Genomic DNA, 19,570 nt, shown 5'->3' with positions numbered 1-19,570 from the left:
CCGCTTTGGAGACAATCCAAACTCAAATCGATGGAGGCCCTGGTCCTCCCGCAACACTAGTTCGTGAACCTGGTCAGATCCGGAAGGAAGCAGCCACAGCGGATGATGTGTGTGCCGGGATGTGGCTGGGGCCTCCGCCCATCTGATGTCGCTGAAAGCATAAAGTGTCCAATTAAAAGCATAAGCTGTCCTTTTAAAACTCATAAAGTGTCCTAAACTTAATTTGGTTGTTTTATTACAACGTTAAGGGACAAGTTATGTACGTTCGAAATCTCCGCAAACCATCTGCAACAAAAAATGTGTACAAGTTTGCGAGTTCTAAAAACCGAAGTGTCATTTTGTGTGAAAGTTCTTTAGAACGAGATTGTTGTTACCATCTCGAATACTCTAAGGACGTTTTTTCATTCCAATCACAACCCGAAGGCTTCTATTATTCTTCAGGTTACAAACGTTGTCCCTATACTCCTGATTTTCTCGTGCGAAACCAAGATGGTTCAGAGTATTACCTTGAAGTTAAACCTCTCGCTAAAACCTTTTCTGAAGATTTCAAACGTTCCTTCGCTTTAAAGCGTATTGCAGCACAGCATCAAGGAAAATCATTGGTATTAGTCACAGATAAGCAGATACGTAATGGCGTGTATCTAGAAAACCTTAACTTAATACATCGATATAGTGGGCTAGTGGATTTCAGCTTGCCATCAACAAAAATTGTTGAGGAGTTGAGTGCTGCAGGAAGAATGTGTATTCGTTCGCTTGCTGATAACCTGAAACTATCGATTGGTGAAGTGATAGCAGCCGTCTTTTGTTTAATTGGATTAGGCAGAGTTAATGTGCCTTTAGATTCTGCAATTAATGAGATGTCTGTGATCTCGGTGAATTGAAATGGTCATGCCTTTTGATGATGAGTTTGAATCCATAACAGATAATACTCAGGCCGAATATGATTCAACTTCTGAGGCTAAGCTAACTCGAAAACAATACCTACCACTTGATTCAGTCACTATTCATGAGCGAGACCTGTCATCTTTTTCTGAAGAACAGAAAAACAAGGCATTGGAGCGATACAAACTTATTTCTTCTGTCGCTAAAGAGATATCTGGTGGTTGGACACCTAAAAATATTAACCCTTTAATTGATAAATACAGTCCCAACTTATCGATCAAACGGCCAAGTTACAAATCAGTTATTCGTTGGTATAAATCCTTTTGTGAGAACGATGGAAACATTGTGTGTTTAGTTGATCACAATCACTCAAAAGGTAATAGAACTAAGCGTATTATTGATGACGAAGCTTTTTTTGTTGAGGCCACCGAACGTTTCCTTGATGCAAAAAGACCCAACTATTCACAAGCGTATCAGTTTTACTGCGACAGAATCGAAATTGAAAACAGCAATATTATCTCCGGTCAAATATCCAAAGTTAGTTATCAGGCGTTTAAAGAAAGACTGAAAAAACTTCCCCCTTATGAAGTTGCATTAAAACGATTTGGTCCAAATTATGCGAATAAACTTTTCAACTACTACCAATCATCGGTTCGAACCTCAAGAATATTGGAACGTGTAGAGCTAGACCATACACCACTCGATTTAATCCTTCTTGATGATGATTTACTCATACCATTAGGTAGAGCCTATTTGACGTTACTGGTCGATGTGTTTAGTGGCTGTATTATTGGTTTCCATCTTGGTTTCAATCCCCCTAGCTATGTATCTGTTGCTAAAGCGATCATCCATTCGGTAAAAAGCAAAGATTATGTTCATGATTTGAATATTGAGCTAACTAATGACTGGCTATGCCACGGGAAAATGGAAACACTGGTTGTTGATAATGGCGCTGAGTTTTGGTCAAAAAGCTTAGAGCAAGCCTGTATGGAAGCTGGAATACATGTTGAATATTGTAAAGTGGGGCAACCGTGGGAAAAGCCTCGGGTTGAAAGGAAATTTTTAGAAATCATTCAGGGAATTGTTGGATGGGTTCCGGGGAAAACTTTTTCGAATATATTGGAAAAAGATCGGTATGACCCACAAAAAGACGCTGTAATGCGATTTAGTAGTTTTGTTGAAGAGCTACATCGTTGGATCATTGATGTTCATAATGCCTCCCCTGACTCTCGGAATACGAAGATTCCCAATTACCATTGGAAAAAGAGTGAAGAAGCCTTGCCACCCGCAGCGCTTAGTGACCGAGATGAAAAGCAGTTTCGAATCATTATGGGGGTTACTCATGAAGGCGTTGTGACAACTAAAGGTATAAAATATAAGCACTTAATGTATGACAATGTGGCGTTAGAACAATATCGGAAGCAGTACCCACAAACAAAAGAGTCTCGTAAGAAAACAATAAAAATTGACCCCGATGATCTGTCTAGCATATTCGTTTATCTGGAGGAAATCGGTGGATACATCGAAGTTCCCTGCAAATACGATCCTTTGGGATACACAAAGAATCTGTCACTGAGTGAGCATGTTCGCATTACTAAAATACATCGTGATTTTATAAAAGGCCAAGTGGATGCTTTATCATTAGCGAAAGCTCGGCAGGCACTTCATGAACGTATTAAAACGGAGCAAGAGCACCTTTCTTTAATGTCAGTTGAGAGTCGAGCGAAAAAAGCCAAACATGGTAAGAAAATGGCAGCTCTTTCAGGTATATCAAATGAGCAGCCTATGTCCATACAGAATGCTTTAGAAAACAAAAATAAGCCGTTAGATGACAACCTTGACGAGTCTACTCCTGTAGACAATCTAAAATCGCTCTGGAATAAACGCAAAGCGATGAAAAGGTCTAAAGAATGAATCTATCTGCTAAACAAGAAATTGCTGTCGATGAATTACTAACTCAATACCACAATTCATTCGTTATTTATCCAGATGTGCAACAGATATTCGATGGCCTTGATTGGATTGTACGTCGCAGTCAATTTGGCAATTTTACGCCATCTATGCTTATAACTGGTGGCACAGGTGCGGGCAAAACATCACTTATTAATCATTATGCAAAATATCATTTTAATGACAATGAAGTGTTAATCACTCGCGTCAGACCAAGTTTTATCGAAACACTTATCTGGGCAATTGATAAGTTGGGTATTCCTTATAACACTCGCTCTAAACGTTCAGAAATTGGTTTACAGGATTATTTCATCAATAGTGTTAAGAAATCCAATCTTAAACTGTTGGTCATAGAAGAAGCTCAAGAATTGTTTGAATGTGCATCTCCTAAAGAAAGACAAAAAATACGTGACCGATTAAAGATGATAAGTGATGAGTGCCGGTTACCTATAGTCTTTATTGGGATTCCTACTGCTAAACTTATTTTGGAAGATTCACAGTGGGATAGACGAATTATGGTTAAAAGAGAACTGCCTTATATTCGAATAACATCGGAATCTTCGTTAGATGTATACATCGATTTACTTGAAGAGCTTGAAAAGCAGCTTCCTATTTCTGTTCAACCGGAGCTTTCAGAGATGGATATCGCAATGCGATTATTATCGGCTACCAAAGGGATGCTGGGAGCCATTAAAGAGTTAGTCGGCTATGCATTAGAGCTAGCGCTGCTATCAGGTAAATCAGCAATCACCAACGACGAATTTACATTGGGATTCGAGAGAATCAATGGTCCCGATGTAACGAATCCGTTTACAACAGAGTTGGAAAAGCTATTGGTACCGCAAGTTATTGAGTACGAGGGGTTCATCATTGACCCCGAAAATGGCGAAATCAAATTTACTAAACAAATATTTAAAGACATACCATTAGCAGCTCTATTGGGTTAGTTTTTATTTAGTTGCTTTCAACTTTTCCAACAGCGCTGCTTTCTCTTCATCACTCATTTTGTCAATCACGCAAGCCAGTTCAGCACTTAACTCGTTTCTACAGAAAAAGTAGTTTAGTGGTACGTTTAACTCTTCAGCCATTCGTTCGAGCGTGCCAAGATCGGGTACATGTCTCCCTTTCTCATAGTGGTTCATCCGCCCACTCGCCGAGCTAGGTTCCATACCAATTCTGATACCCAGATCTTTCTGGGTAATGCCAGCTTTTTTGCGGGCTTCTTTAAGCCTCGTTGGGATTGGGTTGTCTTTATGCACTTACACATTTCTTTTCAACCTTTCGATAACTTAGATTGTCTAAGTTTTACCGATTTTTGTATACTTAGCAATCCTAAGTTTTTGATGGGTGAAATAGTGCAATGAATCGAAAAGTACCCCTTAACCAATGGCTATATAAAGCATTGATAGATAAAGAAATGGATGGTTTCACGGTACTGGAACTAAGAAATAGACTATTGTACGCAACAGTGGGCGTATTCAACAAAAATGAACTCAGAAAAATGCTTTATCGCCAGCTTTATCAACTTGCAGAACGGGGATACCTTGAGAAAAGAAACAATCAGGCTAACGAAAAATCACGCTATTTCAAAACCTCTGCGTTCAAATCAGTAGAGTTTATTTCTGCGCATCGCACAAATTTACCATCCGCGAAAACAGGCTTGGCAAATAGCATTCAACAGCCTTTCATTAGGTATATATCCCAAGAAAAAGCGCAGTCCGAAGCTGAGCTTAGAATTCTGTTAGGGGAAGTTGAAGAATATAAGCGTGTGCTTACTCATTTTCCTGCTCAGTCAGCTCTTATTAAGCCGCTTTATGACAAATCAAAAGAATACTCAGCTGAGCTATTGGGAAGAGTGAATGCTCTGAGTAAATTGGAGTCACTATAATGCTAAGAAAGTGACAAAATGTGTTCGTGGATAGTTCGGTGTGGGGATAACGAGGGGCAAAATCACTTTTTGTCTCACTATGCAGTGTGAAGCCATCTCGATGGTGGAGGTCGCTGCCAACCAGCAGACGCAATTGGGGTAGAGCGACGTTGATGTATGGTTTATCCCCCTTGCAGAGTTGAATTTGGATGAGCGGTTAATTTTAATGCTCTTAAACAAAGAGTCGAAGAGGCTACATAACTGCCAATATTTAAAACCATAGATAATCAGAATCAAAGGGACCTAATATTCAATTCTTTGTTATGAAATTAATGCATTTCATATGGAGTAATTATTAATCGCGGGAATTGTTGGCTTTAGGTTACTTCAAACAGAGAGTTTTTCTCATTTTTCTAAATAGATTAGTGAGTTAGTCAATACAACTAACATTATTCGCCTCCTCAAGAATTTAAACTCGGTTATAATGCCAACATCCAGTTAGTTGTACAGTTGGCATTAATGACCTCTAGCATCAACAAATCTAAGCTCACAGAAGCCGATATCATCAGCAAATTTGTTCTCCCTAGCATTGAAGAGGCTGGTTGGGATCGTATGACTCAAATCCGTCAGGAGGTCAAACTCCGAGATGGTAAAGTCGTTGTACGCGGACAGATTGCTGCACGTAAAAAATCGAAAGCGGCAGACATAGTGCTTTATCACAAACCCAACATACCTCTGGCTGTGGTAGAGGCGAAAGCTAATAAGCACGAAGTGGGCAAAGGGATGCAGCAAGGATTGAACTATGCTTCCTTGCTTGATGTGCCATTTGTTTTTGCTACCAATGGTGATGGTTATATCTTTCACGATAAAACAAACTCCGATCAGATCGAGGCTGAAATCCGCCTTGAGGATTTCCCATCTCCAGCCATGCTGTGGGAGAAATACTGCCAGTGGAAAGGATACACAGAAGAACAATTACCGCTGATCACTCAAGATTACTACGATGACGGTAGTGGTAAATCGCCGCGTTACTACCAACTAAATGCTATCAGTAAAACAATTGAAGCAATCTCGCGAGGCCAGAATCGCATCCTCCTTGTTATGGCTACTGGTACTGGAAAAACTTACACCGCTTCTCAGATCATGTGGAAGCTATGGAAAGCCAACGTAAAGAAACGAATTCTATTTCTCGCGGATAGGAACTTTCTTGTTGATGATCCGATGCGAAAGGATTTCCTCCCTTTTAAAGATGTGATGACAAAGATTACCGGAAGGGAAATTGATCCTGCATATGAAGTTCAACTAGCGTTATATCAGTCGACGACTGGTCAAGAAGACCATCAAAAGGTATTTAAACAAGTATCACGTGACTTTTTCGATTTGATTATCGTCGATGAGTGCCATAGGGGGAGTGCCTCTAAAGAAAGTGCTTGGAGAGAAATACTGGAGTATTTTGATTCTGCTACTCAAATTGGATTAACTGCGACTCCAAAAGAAACAAATACAGAATCAAATTCTGAATATTTTGGTGATCCTATTTACACTTACTCGCTCAAACAAGGCATTGAAGATGGCTTCCTTGCGCCCTACAAAGTTGTGCGCGTGGATATCGATATTGATCTTCAAGGCTGGCGGCCAACCAAAGGTCAAGTAGACAAACGTGGCGAGATTATTACTGACCGTATATACAATCAGAGCGATTTCGACCGAACCATGGTGATTGATGAGCGGACGGAACTAGTCGCCCAAACGATTACCAACTATCTGAAACGCACTGACCCGATGGCGAAAACCATCGTTTTTTGTAACGACATCGATCACGCTGAGCGTATGCGTCGAGCCCTTGCCAATTGCAACCCAGAGCAAATGGCTAAGAATGATAAGTATGTTATGAAAATCACTGGTGATGATGAAACTGGCAAAGCCCAATTGGACAACTTCACAAATCCGAAGAAAGCTTATCCAGTGATAGCGACGACCTCTGAGTTGATGACTACAGGCGTAGACTCTAAGACTTGTAAGTTAATCGTTATTGATCAAACTATTAAGTCCATGACCAAGTTTAAGCAGATCATCGGTCGTGGTACCCGCATAGATGACAAGTTCGGCAAACTCTGGTTCTCTATTCTCGACTTCAAAAAGGCCACCGAGCTTTTTGCCGATGAGCGTTTTGATGGCACTCCGGAGCGGGTGAAAGTCACCAAACCGGAAGATTTTGAAAATCCTGAAGACCTCGATGATATTGTCGATGGTATACCGGAAGATGAAAACGGTGAGGCAGTTGTGGATGGTGAGTCACCGTTTGGTGATGACATTGACCCAGATACGATTCTAGAGCCAACGCCACCCTATAAACCTTCAGGTGGCGATACATTCGGTCCTAGCCCAGATGAACCTATCCAAGAAGAAGTCCGAAAATTTTATGTTTCGGGTGTTGAAGTGAAGAAGATTGCAGAGCGTGTTCAGTATTACGACAGCGACGGAAAATTGGTGACGGAATCATTCAAAGACTACACCCGCAAAGCCATGGCAACACAGTTTACCTCGCTAGATGACTTCACCCGCAAATGGAACGATGCTGACCGCAAGCAGGCCATTATCGATGAGTTAGCTGAGATAGGCATTATTTGGGAAGCGTTGGAGCAGGAAGTGGGCAAGGACATGGATCCCTTCGATATGATCTGCCACGTTGTGTATGACCAACCGCCACTGACTCGCAAAGAGCGGGCTGATAACGTTAAGAAGCGCAACTACTTCACCAAATATAGCGATGTCGCGAAGGAAGTCTTGAGCAACCTTCTTGAGAAATATGCCGATGCTGGCGTCAGTGAAATTGAAAGCATCACAGTGCTTAAAGTCGCACCGTTCAACGAAATAGGTCGCCCGACAGAAATCATCAAAAAAGGCTTTGGTGATAAGGAAACCTACCTGAAAGCAGTCAACGAACTGGAATCAGAGATCTACCAAACGGCATAAACACTTACTCATTTCTTCTGGGCTGCTGGAGATAAGTAGCCCTTTGTCATCACAAAGCAAATCAATATGGAGATTGAATGCTTCCACACTCGAAAGCGGTCAACTATAAACTGCTGTTGATACTTCTACTATCTGGGCTCATACCCGCGATTTACTCAACTTTCCGTGTTTTCTTTCTTGGCAGTATTCCTGACCCATGGGCCTTTAGTATCGCAGCTCAGGTGGCATGGCTAAATATCGGTTATGAAGTGATCAACGAAGCTATGCTTATCCCGCTAGCTTACATTCTTGGCCAAGCACTGACTGTCGACAGAATGACATTTACTGAGCGTTTAAATGGTGCAATGGCTGCGGTTGTCGCTGTGTACGCGACGATAACATTCGGTGTGATTATGTTTGCACCTGATTTAATCCAAGCAATGCAGCAAGGTGCTGAGTTGGTGGATAAAACCACGAGTTACATACGCCTTGAATCTATCGCCATTCTCATTTCAAGCCTGTTGGAGCTTTGCTTTCTGGTTCTTGTTTTGCGTGATGAGCGGGGAAGGTTGTATGCATTTATCGCTTTGAAATCTTTGTTGATAATCGGCTTTGACAGTTTGTTTGTAAGCCAGTTGTCGTATTCGCTTCAGTTGGGAGTAAATGGCGTTGCTTACACCAACATCACAGTGAACACTATTTTGTGCATCATCGCGCTTTGTTGGCTCTATCGAGAAGGGTTGTTCAATCCGAAGCTGGCATTCCATTCAGTATCGTGGATGAAAGAATGGATGAAAATAGGTGTTAAGTCAGGATTAGAATCTTTCGTTCGCAATACCGCATTTATCGTGATGATATTGCAGTTGGTTAATCAGGTTCAGCAAGCGGGTGTTTTTTGGGTATCCAACCAATTTATTTGGGGATGGTTACTATTACCTGTCATGGCTCTGGGGCAGTTAATTAAGCGAGATGCCGCTTGCTCGAATGGTCTTTCAGTCGAGAAGGTCAATGTGTATTTCAAACTAACAGGACTCGTTGTCTTGTGCTGGCTGCTCTCCGTACCACTATGGGATGATTTTATCGCCCACATCATGGGTGTCAGTGACCATCAACAAGTGACGAATTTAGTTCTCTTGATGTTAGGTTTTTATGTAGTGTTTGCGTTTAATAACGTTATTGACAGCTACTTCTACGGAATTGGCCGCACGGACTTAATGCTTTATCAGTCTTTAGCCGTTAATACGCTCTTCTATGGTTCTGCCTTTGTGGCCTATCAGTTGGGGTGGTTCGAACCGACATTGGAGGGTATCGCTTTCATGTTTGGTGTGGGCATAACGTTCGATGCGATCATCACTATGGGTTTATACCGCTGGTTGAGGGCAAATCAGAGTTGTGAAAGCGTCACCACCAAACCCGTACTCGGTTAATATGTTCAGGTGATAAATTCAGGCAGCCCTGTTCGTACAGGGTTGCTTATATTCTCGCCACTTAACTCTCGTCAATGCTGACTTCTGCTCAATTAACGGCAGTAAATGCGCTACAATGCGCACAAATTTTCGCATTTCAAAAGCAGTTAAATCATGTCGATCAGTTCCGTAATCAAATCCATTCAAGACATCATGCGTAAAGACGCGGGTGTCGACGGTGATGCACAGCGCCTTGGCCAGCTTTCTTGGTTGTTGTTCCTTAAAGTATTCGATGCACAGGAAGAAGAATTAGAGCTAGAACTGGATGATTACAAAGCGCCAATTAACGAAAGGTACCTGTGGCGTAATTGGGCGGCTGATGCCCAGGGCATTACCGGTGACAAGTTACTGGAGTTTGTGAACGACGACTTATTCTACAACCTGAAAAACATGGCAGCGCCAGTGGACACCAACCCACGCGGCTATGTGGTGAAAGAAGCGTTCAGCGATGCCTACAACTACATGAAAAACGGTACCTTGCTGCGTCAGGTGATCAACAAGCTGAATGAAATCGACTTTACCGATACTGATGAACGCCATCTGTTTGGTGATATCTACGAGCAAATCCTGCGTGACCTGCAAAGCGCGGGTAATGCTGGTGAGTTCTACACGCCGCGTGCGGTGACCCGTTTTATTGTTGACCGTCTTGACCCAAAACTGGGCGAGAACGTGTTTGACCCTTCATGTGGTACGGGCGGTTTCTTAACTTGCGCTATCAATCACATCAACGCACATTACAAACCAAAAACCAGCGAGCAGTACGAGACGTTCCAGAAGCAATTCCACGGCGTTGAGAAAAAACAGCTGCCGCACCTGCTGTGTATCACCAACATGATGCTGCATGGCATTGAAGTGCCATCGCAAATCAAACACGACAACACGCTGAATAAGCCACTTTCCAACTGGGACAGCAACATTAACGTGATTGCGACCAACCCACCGTTTGGCGGTACCGAAGAAGACGGGATTGAAAAGAACTTTCCAGCGGAAATGCAAACTCGTGAAACGGCGGATTTGTTCCTACAACTGATTATTGAAGTACTGGAGCCAGGCTCTGATACCAAGAGCGGCGGCCGTGCGGGTGTGGTATTGCCGGATGGCACTTTGTTTGGTGAAGGCGTAAAAACCAAAATTAAAAAGTTGCTGACCGAAGAATGTAACCTGCACACCATTGTGCGCCTGCCAAACGGCGTGTTTAACCCGTACACGGGCATTAAAACCAACATTCTGTTCTTCACCAAAGGCAAGCCAACCAAAGAAGTGTGGTTTTATGAGCACCCATACCCAGAGGGCGTGAAGAACTACAGCAAAACCAAGCCGATGAAGTTTGAAGAGTTTCAGGCTGAAATCGACTGGTGGGGCAAGGAAGAAGATGGCTTTGCCAGCCGCGTAGAGAATAACCATGCATGGAAAGTCTCGATTGATGAGATCATCGCCCGAAACTTCAACCTCGATATTAAAAACCCGTATCAAGGCGAAGTGGTCAGCCATGACCCAGATGAACTGCTTGAAAGCTACAAGACTCAACAGCAAGAAATCAACGAACTCCGCAACCAACTGAAAGATATCTTAGGGAACGCTCTCTCTTCATCAGCTCAAGCTGCGGATGAGGTGAAGTGATGTCTGCGGAAAAACTGATCACCGACCATATCGATATCTGGACTTCGGCAGTACAGGCGAAATCATCTTCAGGTCGTGGTAGTGGCAAAAAGCGCGAGATTTACGGTATTAAAAAACTGCGTGAGCTGATTTTAGAATTGGCGGTGCGCGGTAAATTGGTGCCGCAAGATCCGAGTGATGAACCTGCTTCTGTGTTGCTTGAGCGAATTGCAGCTGAAAAAGCGCAGTTGGTGAAAGATGGAAGGCTAAAAAAGCAAAAGCCTTTGCCCAACGTAGAAGGCGATGAATTTCTGTTCGAACTGCCAAATGGTTGGGATTGGACCCGTTTGGGCAACATATCTGAAATAGCCCCTAAAAACCCTCATTTTGATGACAATGAGTTAGTGTCTTTTGTTCCGATGCCTTTGATTTCTAACAGTTACAAGGGAACTCATTCATTTGAAGAAAGAAAGTGGGGTGAAGTTAAAAAAGGTTATACGCATTTCGCAGATGGCGATATTGCCATAGCAAAAATTACACCTTGTTTTGAAAATAGCAAAGCAGCTGTGTTTTCAGGTCTTATTAACGGTGTAGGGACCGGAACAACAGAATTACATGTAGCAAGACCAATTGAAGGAACCTCAGACCCACTTTTCATTTTGTTGTATCTGAAGTCACCAATGTTCTTGAAAGTAGGTGAAACCAAAATGACGGGTTCTGCGGGTCAAAAAAGGGTGCCGAAAGACTTTTTCGCTGGTAATCCGTTACCTCTTCCCCCACTTCAAGAACAACACCGCATCGTCGCCAAAGTCGACGAGCTGATGGCGCTGTGCGACCAACTCGAGCAGCAAACCGAAGCCAGCCTTGATGCACATCAGGTATTGGTAGAAACCTTGCTGGCAACGCTCACCAACAGCCAAGACGCCACCGAGCTGATGGCGAACTGGGCACGCATTAGTGAACACTTCGACACCTTGTTCACCACAGAGCAAAGCATCGACCAGCTAAAACAAACCATTCTGCAATTGGCGGTGATGGGTAAGCTGGTACCGCAAGACCCAACAGATGAACCTGCTGCAAAACTGCTTGAGCGAATCGCGGAAGAAAAAGCGCAGTTGGTGAAAGAGAAGAAAATCAAAAAGCAAAAAGCCCTGCCGCCGATTGCTGAGGATGAAAAGCCATTTGAACTGCCGAAGGGATGGGAGTGGGTAAAGTTTGGCGAGTTATCGGAATTTATTAATGGCGATAGAAGTAAAAACTATCCAAACAAAGATGAATATGTAGATCAAGGTATACCGTGGATAAATACTGGTCACATAGAGCCTGATGGCACTTTAACAACTAAAGATATGAATTTCATTACCAAGGAAAAGTTCGACACTCTCAGGAGTGGCAAAATTATTCATACAGATTTAGTTTATTGCCTCCGTGGAGCAACTTTCGGAAAAACTGCTTTTGTTTCCCCATATGTGGAAGGGGCGATTGCATCATCTTTGATGATAATTAGGCCATACAATGTTTCGCTTAGAGAGTTTTTCTACACTTATCTGATAAGCCCTTTTGGTCGCTCACAAATCTTCCGATTTGACAATGGTTCGGCGCAACCTAATTTATCCGCAAATAGTGTCATGTTGTATGCATTTCCTTGCCCTCCAATAGAGGAGCAAATTCGTATCACTACGAAAGTGCGAGAATTGTTTTTGATGTGCGACCAACTAAAACAACGCCTTCGCGATAGCCAACAAACACAACTTCAGCTTACTGACGCGATTGTTGAGCAGGCGTTGTAGTACTTCCTTCGTATCACCAAAGCGGCAGCCTCAAGGCTGCCGTTTTAGCTTCCGAATAAAAACATTTCAACGCTTTGATATTAAGAAAGTTAGGTACTTTTGATGAAGATGCATTGCCCATTTTGTGGTACCTTATATGCATTCAAAGGCACACATTTTATTCTCTGGAAAAACGATGAGCGAAATCTACAACGTCTACTGCGACGAATCATGTCATCTTGAAAATGACGGAATTGGTGTCATGGCATTGGGCGCACTTTGGTGCCCGCTTTCCAAACGCGCTGAAATCGCCAAGCGAATTCGGGAAATTAAAGTCCGGCATGGATTAAAAGCAGAGTTTGAGATCAAATGGACAAAAGTCAGCAACAGCAAGCTGGCTTTTTATCTGGATATCATCGACTACTTTTTCGACGACGATGATTGCCACTTCCGCGGATTAGTTGTGCCCGACAAAACGGTTTTAGATCACCCTCGATTCGGCCAAGATCATGATGACTGGTACTACAAGATGTACTTTTTCATGCTTAAAACCATCTTCGACCCCCAATCAAAATATCGCGTATACATTGATATAAAAGACACGCTAGGCCACGAGAAAATTGAAAGGCTTCATGATGTTATGTGTAACAGTCATTATGATTTTTCAAAGTCAATTATCGAGCGGATGCAACGAATTCACTCCCATGAGGCCGAGCAGCTTCAAATGGCGGACTTGCTGATTGGCGCGTTAGGTTACTTGCATCGTGGACTTGACGGCAACAAGGCTAAATTAGCACTTATTGAACGAATCAAGGATCGCAGCGGCTATAAGCTGACGCAAAACACCTTGTTAAGAGAGAACAAGTTCAACCTGTTTGTCTGGACTGGACAAGGAGGCTTTGCATGACAACAGCGTGGCTCCCAGATTTGGTCATGATGGAAGATTACAACCACAATTGGGAACAGTACTTAGCAGCCATATACTCTTTCTTCGAAGCTGATTTTGTTCACTCTAAACCCGAATTTCAGGGGCGACGATTGGGCCTGAAGAGGTACCCAGAATACGACGGGAAATCGGCAACATTCTGGCATATGACCAGTACTGGCGATGATGAAACAGAAAGGGTGCCAGATTTTAGGCGCTGTGAGCGCATTCGTTGGCCAAGACCCATCATAGAGAATGATCAACATGAAAGCCTGAAAGTATGGACAGAACCCAAAGGCAAGAATCAACGGGTACACATTTGGTGTGAGGAAGAAGGTTATCTGGTGGTATTGGACGATCGCGGAGAGTACATTTTACCTTGGACGGCATTCTATATAGAAAGAGAACATCAGCGTAAGAAATACAATAAGCGCTGGGAAAAGTATAAAGATAAGTAACGATTTGAGAGGCTGGCCTCGCCCTCTTATGAGGACGGAGCCGTAACTCCTTCTACTCTTACACTCGCAAAGAGTTGGTAGATGAGATACGCGAAGTATAGGTACCAGCCCCTCCACAGTCAATCATATTCGTGCTAATTGGTGCGAACTCTCGAAGAAAAAACGATGAGCCTCTATAACATCTCAAACAAAAACTTAACCGCTTTAACCCAAACCACCTTTGCAGCCGAAGGGCTGCAAGAGCGGCAGGATTTACAAGAAGCCCTTAAAGGTTGCATTGATGCAATCGCCCCAGATTGTCTAGTGATCTCTGAGGAGTTTTCCGACTGGGAAGACAGCCGTCGCCGTATTGACTTATTAGCAATTGACCGTAACGCCAACTTGGTGGTGATTGAGCTAAAGCGCGACGAAATAGGCGCACACATGGAGCTTCAAGCGCTTCGCTATGCGGCCATGATCTCTACCATGACGTTCGACAAAGCCTGCGAATATTTTGAGCGTTACATCGCCAAGGAAGGGCTGGAAATCAATGCACGCGAAACCATTCTTGAGTTCGTTGATTTAGATGAAAACAGCCTTGATGATTTCGGTAACGATGTGCGAATCGTGCTCGCATCTGCTGACTTTGGCAAAGAGCTGACAACATCTGTCCTTTGGCTGCGAGACAAAGGCATTGATATCAGTTGTGTTCGTCTTACGCCATATCGCTACAAAGACGATGTGTTGATTAATGCAGAGCAGATCATCCCTGTTCCAGAGGTTGAAGCTTATCAAGTCAAATTCCGCGAGAAACAGGCAGAGCAACGCACCAGTAAAAATGGGCAGCGCGATTACTCGAAATATCGATTTAATGGCCAAGTTTATAACAAACGTAAGTTGGCTTTAGCGGTGATTACTCATTGGATCAACGATAAACAGCCAATGAGCCTTGCTGAGGTTCAGCGTTATCTGAACAGTTTTAATTTGCCAAGGGCCGTGTCGCTGTTTGAACACATTGCTGATAAGCACTTAAACCGATACCACTCTTCAGAAAGTGATCGGTTGATGTTGGTCTCTGGTGAGCAAATTGCGATTTCAAACCAATGGGGTGACAACATTCCAAATTTACTCCAGGCAATGGAACCATATGGCTATGAAATTGTTAAGGTAGAAAATTAGTTCAATTTCGCATCACAGAGCAACAGTCATACTTTTTATAAAGGAAGAACTTATGGCGATCGAACAAGGTATTTGGAAAATCGGTGATAAGCCACAGCGTTTGAAGCCGATATCAATGGCAACGGAAGAGCTTTTAGAGAAGCAGATCCTTCACGATATTAGTCTATTAAATAAGGACTGGTTGCTGATTGGGCATCAAGTCCGCACCGGCTTTGACAAACGAATTGATTTGTTAGCGTTGGACAGCAATGGCTCAACCATAGTGATAGAACTCAAACGTGATAAAACCCCAAGAGATGTTGTTGCTCAAGCGATGGATTACGCCTCTTGGGTTGTCGGTTTATCACCTGATGATATCGAAGAACTGTATTTCAGTTTTGCTAAAAGCAATGGCTTAACACAGAGTTTGGAAGTCGCGTTTAATCAAAAGTTTGGGGTTGGATTGGCAGATGTTGAGCTAAATGAATCACATCATCTGGTTATCGTTGCATCTGAGCTGGATGCTAGTACCGAGCGAATCATTAACTACCTCAACGAGTATTCGAGACTTTCCATTAATGCCGTGTTTTTCAGTGCATTTGAGGATATGGGTAATCTGTACCTAAGCCGAGCTTGGTTTATTGATCCAGATGAAACGAAAGACTTGGCGATTTCTAAACAAAAGAAAGAGCAATGGAATCAAGAGTTTTATGTTTCATTCGGGCATGATCAATATCGCCATTGGGAAGATGCTAGAAAATATGGTTTTGTCGCCGGAGGTCATGGGCTGTGGTACTCAAAAACGCTGTCTATGCTTGCCGAGGGCGACCGTATTTGGGTCAATATTCCGAAAACGGGGTATGTAGGCGTGGGAATTGTTACTGGTGAAAAAGTTCGGTTGGAGCATCATCAGTTTGAAGATTTTTCCGGAAAAACGCTACCTGAACTCGAGACTGCGGGTGACTATGCTTGTTGTTCATCATTAAGTGATGATGATGCACAGTATCTTGTTCCAGTTAAATGGATAAAAACACTGCCACAGCAGTCTGCTTTTTCTGAAATTGGCTTGTTTGGCAACCAAAATACGGTTTGTAAACCAAGGGCAGCCAAATGGGTACATACGGTTGAGCGGCTAAAAGAGACGTGGTCAATTGATTGATAACGCCATCTTTATTCGATATGAATTTGTGAATTTTTGGCAATTGCTTGGAACTACGCCATACTAAAACTTAGAAATTCTAAGTTTGGCGGTGGCGTGTGAAAATGGACATTCAACTTTACCCTGACGAATCGCTTGAAAGCTTCTTGTTGCGTTTATCGCAAGAGCAAGGTTACGAGCGATTTTCTCATTTCGCCGAAGACATTTGGTTCGACACTATGGAGCAGCATGAAGCGATTGCTGGTGCTTTCCCCTTAGAGCTCAACCGAATCAATATTTATCACGCCCAAACCACAAGCCAAATGCGGGTGCGAGTGCTTATCCATCTTGAGAACCAATTAAAACTCAATAACTTTGGAACACTTCGCCTTGCGTTGTCACATTCAAAAGCTCAATTTTCTCCCGAATACAAAGCCGTTCATCGGTTTGGTTCTGATTATCCTTTCGTTTTTCTTGGTCAACGCTTCACACCTATTTGCCCCTTATGCATTAGTGAAGCTCCATACATTCGCCAGCAGTGGCAATTTCTTTCTCAGCAAGCTTGTGAGCGTCATGGCTGTAAATTGCTTCATCACTGCCCAGAGTGCCAATCGAGATTGGAATACCAAACCACTGAGAGTATTAGCCAATGCGAATGCGGTTTTGAACTCCGCAACTCACCGATAGAAGATGCGCCAGTTGCTGCGCTACTGGTTGCAAGATGGCTGTCAGGAAATGACTCAAAACCTTTGGGATTACTGAAGGCTGAAATGACGCTCTCTGAGCGCTATGGTTTTTTACTATGGTACGTTAATCGTTACGGTGATATTGAGAACATCAGTTTTGAGTCATTTGTTGAGTATTGCTCTTGTTGGCCAAGAGTGCTGAAGGAAGAACTTGATGAGTTGGTAAACAAAGCCGATCTCATTCGAATCAAAGATTGGAAAAAGACGTTTTTCAATGAAGTTTTTGGCGCTTTGCTTAAAGATTGCCGCCAGTTACCAAGTAGGCAGTTAGAGCGTAATAGCGTGCTCACTCAAGTGTTAGCCTACTTTACAAAGTTAATGGCAGCAATACCTTCAAGCAGCAAAGGGAATGTAGGCGATGTGCTGTTAAGCCCCTTAGAAGCTTCTACATTACTTTCTTGCACAACGGATGAGGTGTATCGGTTGTATGAGTTTGGTGAGATTAAAGCAGCGATTAGGCCGCGGATGCATACCAAAATTGCCAGTCATGAATCGGCGTTCACCCTAAGAAGTGTCATCGAAACAAAGCTGACTCGCATGTGCTCTGAAAATGACGGTTTAAGCGTATACCTACCTGAGTGGTAATTATGACGAAATTAAGTGATTTACTAGCAATTGAAGACGAAGCAATAAAACAAACTGCTCTAAAAAAGATGTTCATGCCCTATACAGAAGACGTTTGTGTTGATGGGTATGAACAAGAAACGTTGACGATTTTGCTCAATCTCAGTTCTAGTCATCAAGCTGATAGGTGCTCGGATTGGTTGGATGTAGCTCGGGCTCAAAGGTATTTAAAAGACCGCGAAAACTTAGATGCCTCTCTTGCTGAAATCCAGTGGTTCCACACACATAACCTAAAGTTTCCAGATTGCCGTGTTAAGGACCAGCGGATAATTGCGCGACCTCTTTCTACAGCCGAGGAGTTTATTTCAAGTGCAGTATTGGATCAGCGATTGGGCTGGGCTCATAACTCTGCTGTCTATCGTCACACATTGTGGTTACTGAATCCTTTTAAATGGCAATCACAGCCAGTGTGTATCCTTTCGCTTATTCAGCAGAAAAATCCAGTGTGGCTTGATCTACTTAAAGAATTTGGCTTGGATGTGAAGTCACTTGCTCACTTACAAAGTGCAATTGAAGAACAGCTTCCTGAGAATAGTTTTCCCGACAGTGTTAGTACTTACAGTAAGCAATTACGGTTTCCATGGGGTGATGATTATGTTTCGATCCCCCCCGTTGTGAGTCATGCTCTTCAGTGCGAATTAGAAATAAGAGCGCGAAGTCCAGAAAATAAACTCAGTTTTGTCTCTTCGTCACTGCCTAATTCTGCCAGTATTGGGAACCTGTGTGGCAGTTTGGGTGGGTATATGAGAGTCCTAAATTACCCGCTAGGTGTTAAGCAGGCCAAGGGTGGGACGTTAACGGAAAACCGTCAAAAGAGTGGTCATTACTTTGATGACTATCAGGTAACTAACGCCAAAATTTGTCAGGTACTAAATCGCCTAATTGGGTCTGAGCCATCCAAAACACAGCGGCAAAGAGAAAGAGCTCGTAAGGTTAGAAGTAAGATTTTACGAAAGCAAATAGCCTTATGGATGCTGCCACTCATTGAGTTAAGAGATATCGCCGAATCTGAACCCAATCAGCAACAACTAGAGCATGACGACACTTTAGCTCAAGCCTTTTTGTCGTTGCCAGAATGGGAGCTTGGCTCTTTGGCTAGTGAGTTTAACCGACGCTTACATCTCACGTTTCAAAATAATATGTATTCAGCCAAGTTTGCTTATCATCCCAAACTGATGCAGGTAGCTAAAGCACAAGTGACATGGGTGCTTGAGCAACTAAGTAAGCCAATTAACAATCAAGATACGGTGACGGGGGAGCAATATATCTACCTGTCGTCAATGAGAGTGCAAGATGCGGTAGCGATGAGTAACCCTTGTTTGTGTGGTGTGCCGTCTTTGACGGCCATTTGGGGATTCATGCACGATTATCAAAGGCAATTTAATCAATTGGTTAACAATGATTCCCCAGTTGAGTTTTCGAGTTTCGCTTTTTATGTTCGAAACGAGAATATTCAATCAACAGCGAAGCTGACAGAACCGAACTCAGTCGCCAAAGCTAGAACGGTTTCTAATGCGAAACGACCAACCATTCGCAGTGAACGATTGTCGGATTTAGAAATAGACTTAGTTATCAGAGTTCATAGTGAAAGCCGAATTTCAGATTTTAGATCAGCGCTTAAAACGGCCCTTCCCGTTGCTTTCGCCGGAGGGGCATTATACCAACCACAGCTATCGACGCAGATTGAGTGGCTTAGAACATTTACAGGCAGGAGTGAACTTTTCCATGTTTTAAAAGGATTACCTGCATACGGGCGATGGTTATACCCAAGTGAAAAGCAACCTACTAATTTTGATGAGTTAGAGCGGTTGCTCACTCAAGATGATGATAATTTGCCCGTTTCTCTTGGTTACCATTTGTTAGAGCATCCAACTAAGCGGGATAACGTAATCACAGGTTGTCATGCTTATGCGGAGAATGCGATAGGGCTAGCTAAGCGAATAAACCCGATAGAGGTCCGTTTTAGTGGACTAGATCACTTTTTAAACCACGCCTTTTGGTCGATAGAATGCAGTAGCGAAACTATTCTTATAAAAAACCATAGGGATTAATCG

General features: G+C 43.0%; 15 protein-coding genes and 1 other RNA gene. 15 read left to right on the top strand and 1 reads right to left on the bottom strand.

Annotated elements, in window-relative coordinates:
• The first annotated feature begins 37 nt into the window (after window positions 1-37).
• The 4 genes from ffs to CEQ48_RS13555 all read left to right on the top strand — a co-directional run bounded on the left by ffs (window position 38) and on the right by CEQ48_RS13555 (window position 3,779).
• Window positions 38-134: signal recognition particle sRNA small type (gene ffs / locus CEQ48_RS13570), an RNA gene on the top strand.
• A gap of 123 nt (window positions 135-257) precedes the next feature.
• The gene (locus tag CEQ48_RS13565; RefSeq protein ID WP_089071612.1) at window positions 258-881 is read left to right on the top strand and encodes a TnsA endonuclease N-terminal domain-containing protein; all 624 of its coding nucleotides are present in this window, start codon (window positions 258-260) and stop codon (window positions 879-881) included.
• 1 nt (window position 882) lies between these two features.
• The gene (locus CEQ48_RS13560) at window positions 883-2,796 is read left to right on the top strand and encodes a TnsB C-terminal domain-containing protein (protein ID WP_232477851.1); all 1,914 of its coding nucleotides are present in this window, start codon (window positions 883-885) and stop codon (window positions 2,794-2,796) included.
• Window positions 2,793-3,779, top strand: coding sequence for a TniB family NTP-binding protein (locus CEQ48_RS13555; protein ID WP_089071611.1), 987 nt, complete (start codon window positions 2,793-2,795; stop codon window positions 3,777-3,779). Before CEQ48_RS13560 ends, CEQ48_RS13555 begins: the two co-directional genes overlap by 4 nt.
• A gap of 3 nt (window positions 3,780-3,782) precedes the next feature.
• Here CEQ48_RS13555 and CEQ48_RS13550 read toward each other — a convergent pair whose 3' ends face one another.
• Window positions 3,783-4,091: a helix-turn-helix domain-containing protein gene (locus CEQ48_RS13550; protein WP_089071610.1), complete on the bottom strand. Its 309-nt coding sequence runs from the start codon at window positions 4,089-4,091 to the stop codon at window positions 3,783-3,785.
• A gap of 101 nt (window positions 4,092-4,192) precedes the next feature.
• On the opposite strand from CEQ48_RS13550, the gene CEQ48_RS13545 reads away from it, so the two are divergent.
• The 11 genes from CEQ48_RS13545 (at window position 4,193) to CEQ48_RS13495 (ending at window position 19,567) form a co-directional block, all read left to right on the top strand.
• Window positions 4,193-4,720: a VspR family transcription factor gene (locus tag CEQ48_RS13545; protein ID WP_001080690.1), complete on the top strand. Its 528-nt coding sequence runs from the start codon at window positions 4,193-4,195 to the stop codon at window positions 4,718-4,720.
• Window positions 4,721-5,218: 498 nt separating this feature from the next.
• Window positions 5,219-7,675, top strand: a complete 2,457-nt coding sequence (gene hsdR / locus CEQ48_RS13540) for an EcoAI/FtnUII family type I restriction enzme subunit R (protein ID WP_089071609.1) — start codon at window positions 5,219-5,221, stop codon at window positions 7,673-7,675.
• A gap of 77 nt (window positions 7,676-7,752) precedes the next feature.
• On the top strand, window positions 7,753-9,081 hold the full coding sequence (locus CEQ48_RS13535) for an MATE family Na+-driven efflux transporter (RefSeq protein WP_089071608.1): 1,329 nt from the start codon (window positions 7,753-7,755) through the stop codon (window positions 9,079-9,081).
• A gap of 153 nt (window positions 9,082-9,234) precedes the next feature.
• Window positions 9,235-10,740: an N-6 DNA methylase gene (locus CEQ48_RS13530; RefSeq protein ID WP_089071607.1), complete on the top strand. Its 1,506-nt coding sequence runs from the start codon at window positions 9,235-9,237 to the stop codon at window positions 10,738-10,740.
• The gene (locus CEQ48_RS13525; protein ID WP_089071606.1) at window positions 10,740-12,509 is read left to right on the top strand and encodes a restriction endonuclease subunit S; all 1,770 of its coding nucleotides are present in this window, start codon (window positions 10,740-10,742) and stop codon (window positions 12,507-12,509) included. Before CEQ48_RS13530 ends, CEQ48_RS13525 begins: the two co-directional genes overlap by 1 nt.
• Before the next feature lie 175 nt (window positions 12,510-12,684).
• Window positions 12,685-13,395 carry a DUF3800 domain-containing protein gene (locus CEQ48_RS13520; protein WP_001290352.1) on the top strand — a complete coding sequence of 237 codons (711 nt, stop codon included), beginning with the start codon at window positions 12,685-12,687 and terminating at the stop codon, window positions 13,393-13,395.
• Window positions 13,392-13,871, top strand: coding sequence for a hypothetical protein (locus CEQ48_RS13515; RefSeq protein ID WP_060779563.1), 480 nt, complete (start codon window positions 13,392-13,394; stop codon window positions 13,869-13,871). The genes CEQ48_RS13520 and CEQ48_RS13515 overlap by 4 nt, the downstream gene beginning before the upstream one ends.
• Before the next feature lie 165 nt (window positions 13,872-14,036).
• A complete protein-coding gene (locus tag CEQ48_RS13510) occupies window positions 14,037-15,029 on the top strand; it encodes a PDDEXK family nuclease (protein WP_000061145.1) in 993 nt (330 codons plus the stop codon).
• Between the two features lie 52 nt (window positions 15,030-15,081).
• Complete coding sequence (locus tag CEQ48_RS13505; protein ID WP_029853851.1) at window positions 15,082-16,167, top strand: DUF8606 domain-containing protein; 1,086 nt, start codon at window positions 15,082-15,084, stop codon at window positions 16,165-16,167.
• A 98-nt stretch (window positions 16,168-16,265) separates the two neighbouring features.
• Window positions 16,266-17,477 carry a TniQ family protein gene (locus tag CEQ48_RS13500; RefSeq protein WP_089071605.1) on the top strand — a complete coding sequence of 404 codons (1,212 nt, stop codon included), beginning with the start codon at window positions 16,266-16,268 and terminating at the stop codon, window positions 17,475-17,477.
• A 2-nt stretch (window positions 17,478-17,479) separates the two neighbouring features.
• Window positions 17,480-19,567, top strand: coding sequence for a type I-F CRISPR-associated protein Csy2 (locus tag CEQ48_RS13495; protein ID WP_089071604.1), 2,088 nt, complete (start codon window positions 17,480-17,482; stop codon window positions 19,565-19,567).
• The last annotated feature ends 3 nt before the right edge of the window (window positions 19,568-19,570 follow it).

The organism is Vibrio tarriae, assembly GCF_002216685.1.
Lineage (GTDB): Bacteria > Pseudomonadota > Gammaproteobacteria > Enterobacterales > Vibrionaceae > Vibrio > Vibrio tarriae.
The sequence above is the reverse complement of the archived record's forward strand: the minus strand, read 5'-3'. Positions and strand labels throughout refer to the sequence as shown.

Bases quoted from the DNA above. Each gene is read 5' to 3' on its own strand.
- CEQ48_RS13565 (WP_089071612.1), top strand. From the start codon at position 258: ATGTACGTTCGAAATCTCCGCAAACCATCTGCAACAAAAAATGTGTAC.
- CEQ48_RS13560 (WP_232477851.1), top strand. From the start codon at position 883: ATGGTCATGCCTTTTGATGATGAGTTTGAATCCATAACAGATAATACT.
- CEQ48_RS13555 (WP_089071611.1), top strand. From the start codon at position 2,793: ATGAATCTATCTGCTAAACAAGAAATTGCTGTCGATGAATTACTAACT.
- CEQ48_RS13545 (WP_001080690.1), top strand. From the start codon at position 4,193: ATGAATCGAAAAGTACCCCTTAACCAATGGCTATATAAAGCATTGATA.
- hsdR (WP_089071609.1), top strand. From the start codon at position 5,219: ATGACCTCTAGCATCAACAAATCTAAGCTCACAGAAGCCGATATCATC.
- CEQ48_RS13535 (WP_089071608.1), top strand. From the start codon at position 7,753: ATGCTTCCACACTCGAAAGCGGTCAACTATAAACTGCTGTTGATACTT.
- CEQ48_RS13530 (WP_089071607.1), top strand. From the start codon at position 9,235: ATGTCGATCAGTTCCGTAATCAAATCCATTCAAGACATCATGCGTAAA.
- CEQ48_RS13525 (WP_089071606.1), top strand. From the start codon at position 10,740: ATGTCTGCGGAAAAACTGATCACCGACCATATCGATATCTGGACTTCG.
- CEQ48_RS13520 (WP_001290352.1), top strand. From the start codon at position 12,685: ATGAGCGAAATCTACAACGTCTACTGCGACGAATCATGTCATCTTGAA.
- CEQ48_RS13515 (WP_060779563.1), top strand. From the start codon at position 13,392: ATGACAACAGCGTGGCTCCCAGATTTGGTCATGATGGAAGATTACAAC.
- CEQ48_RS13510 (WP_000061145.1), top strand. From the start codon at position 14,037: ATGAGCCTCTATAACATCTCAAACAAAAACTTAACCGCTTTAACCCAA.
- CEQ48_RS13505 (WP_029853851.1), top strand. From the start codon at position 15,082: ATGGCGATCGAACAAGGTATTTGGAAAATCGGTGATAAGCCACAGCGT.
- CEQ48_RS13495 (WP_089071604.1), top strand. From the start codon at position 17,480: ATGACGAAATTAAGTGATTTACTAGCAATTGAAGACGAAGCAATAAAA.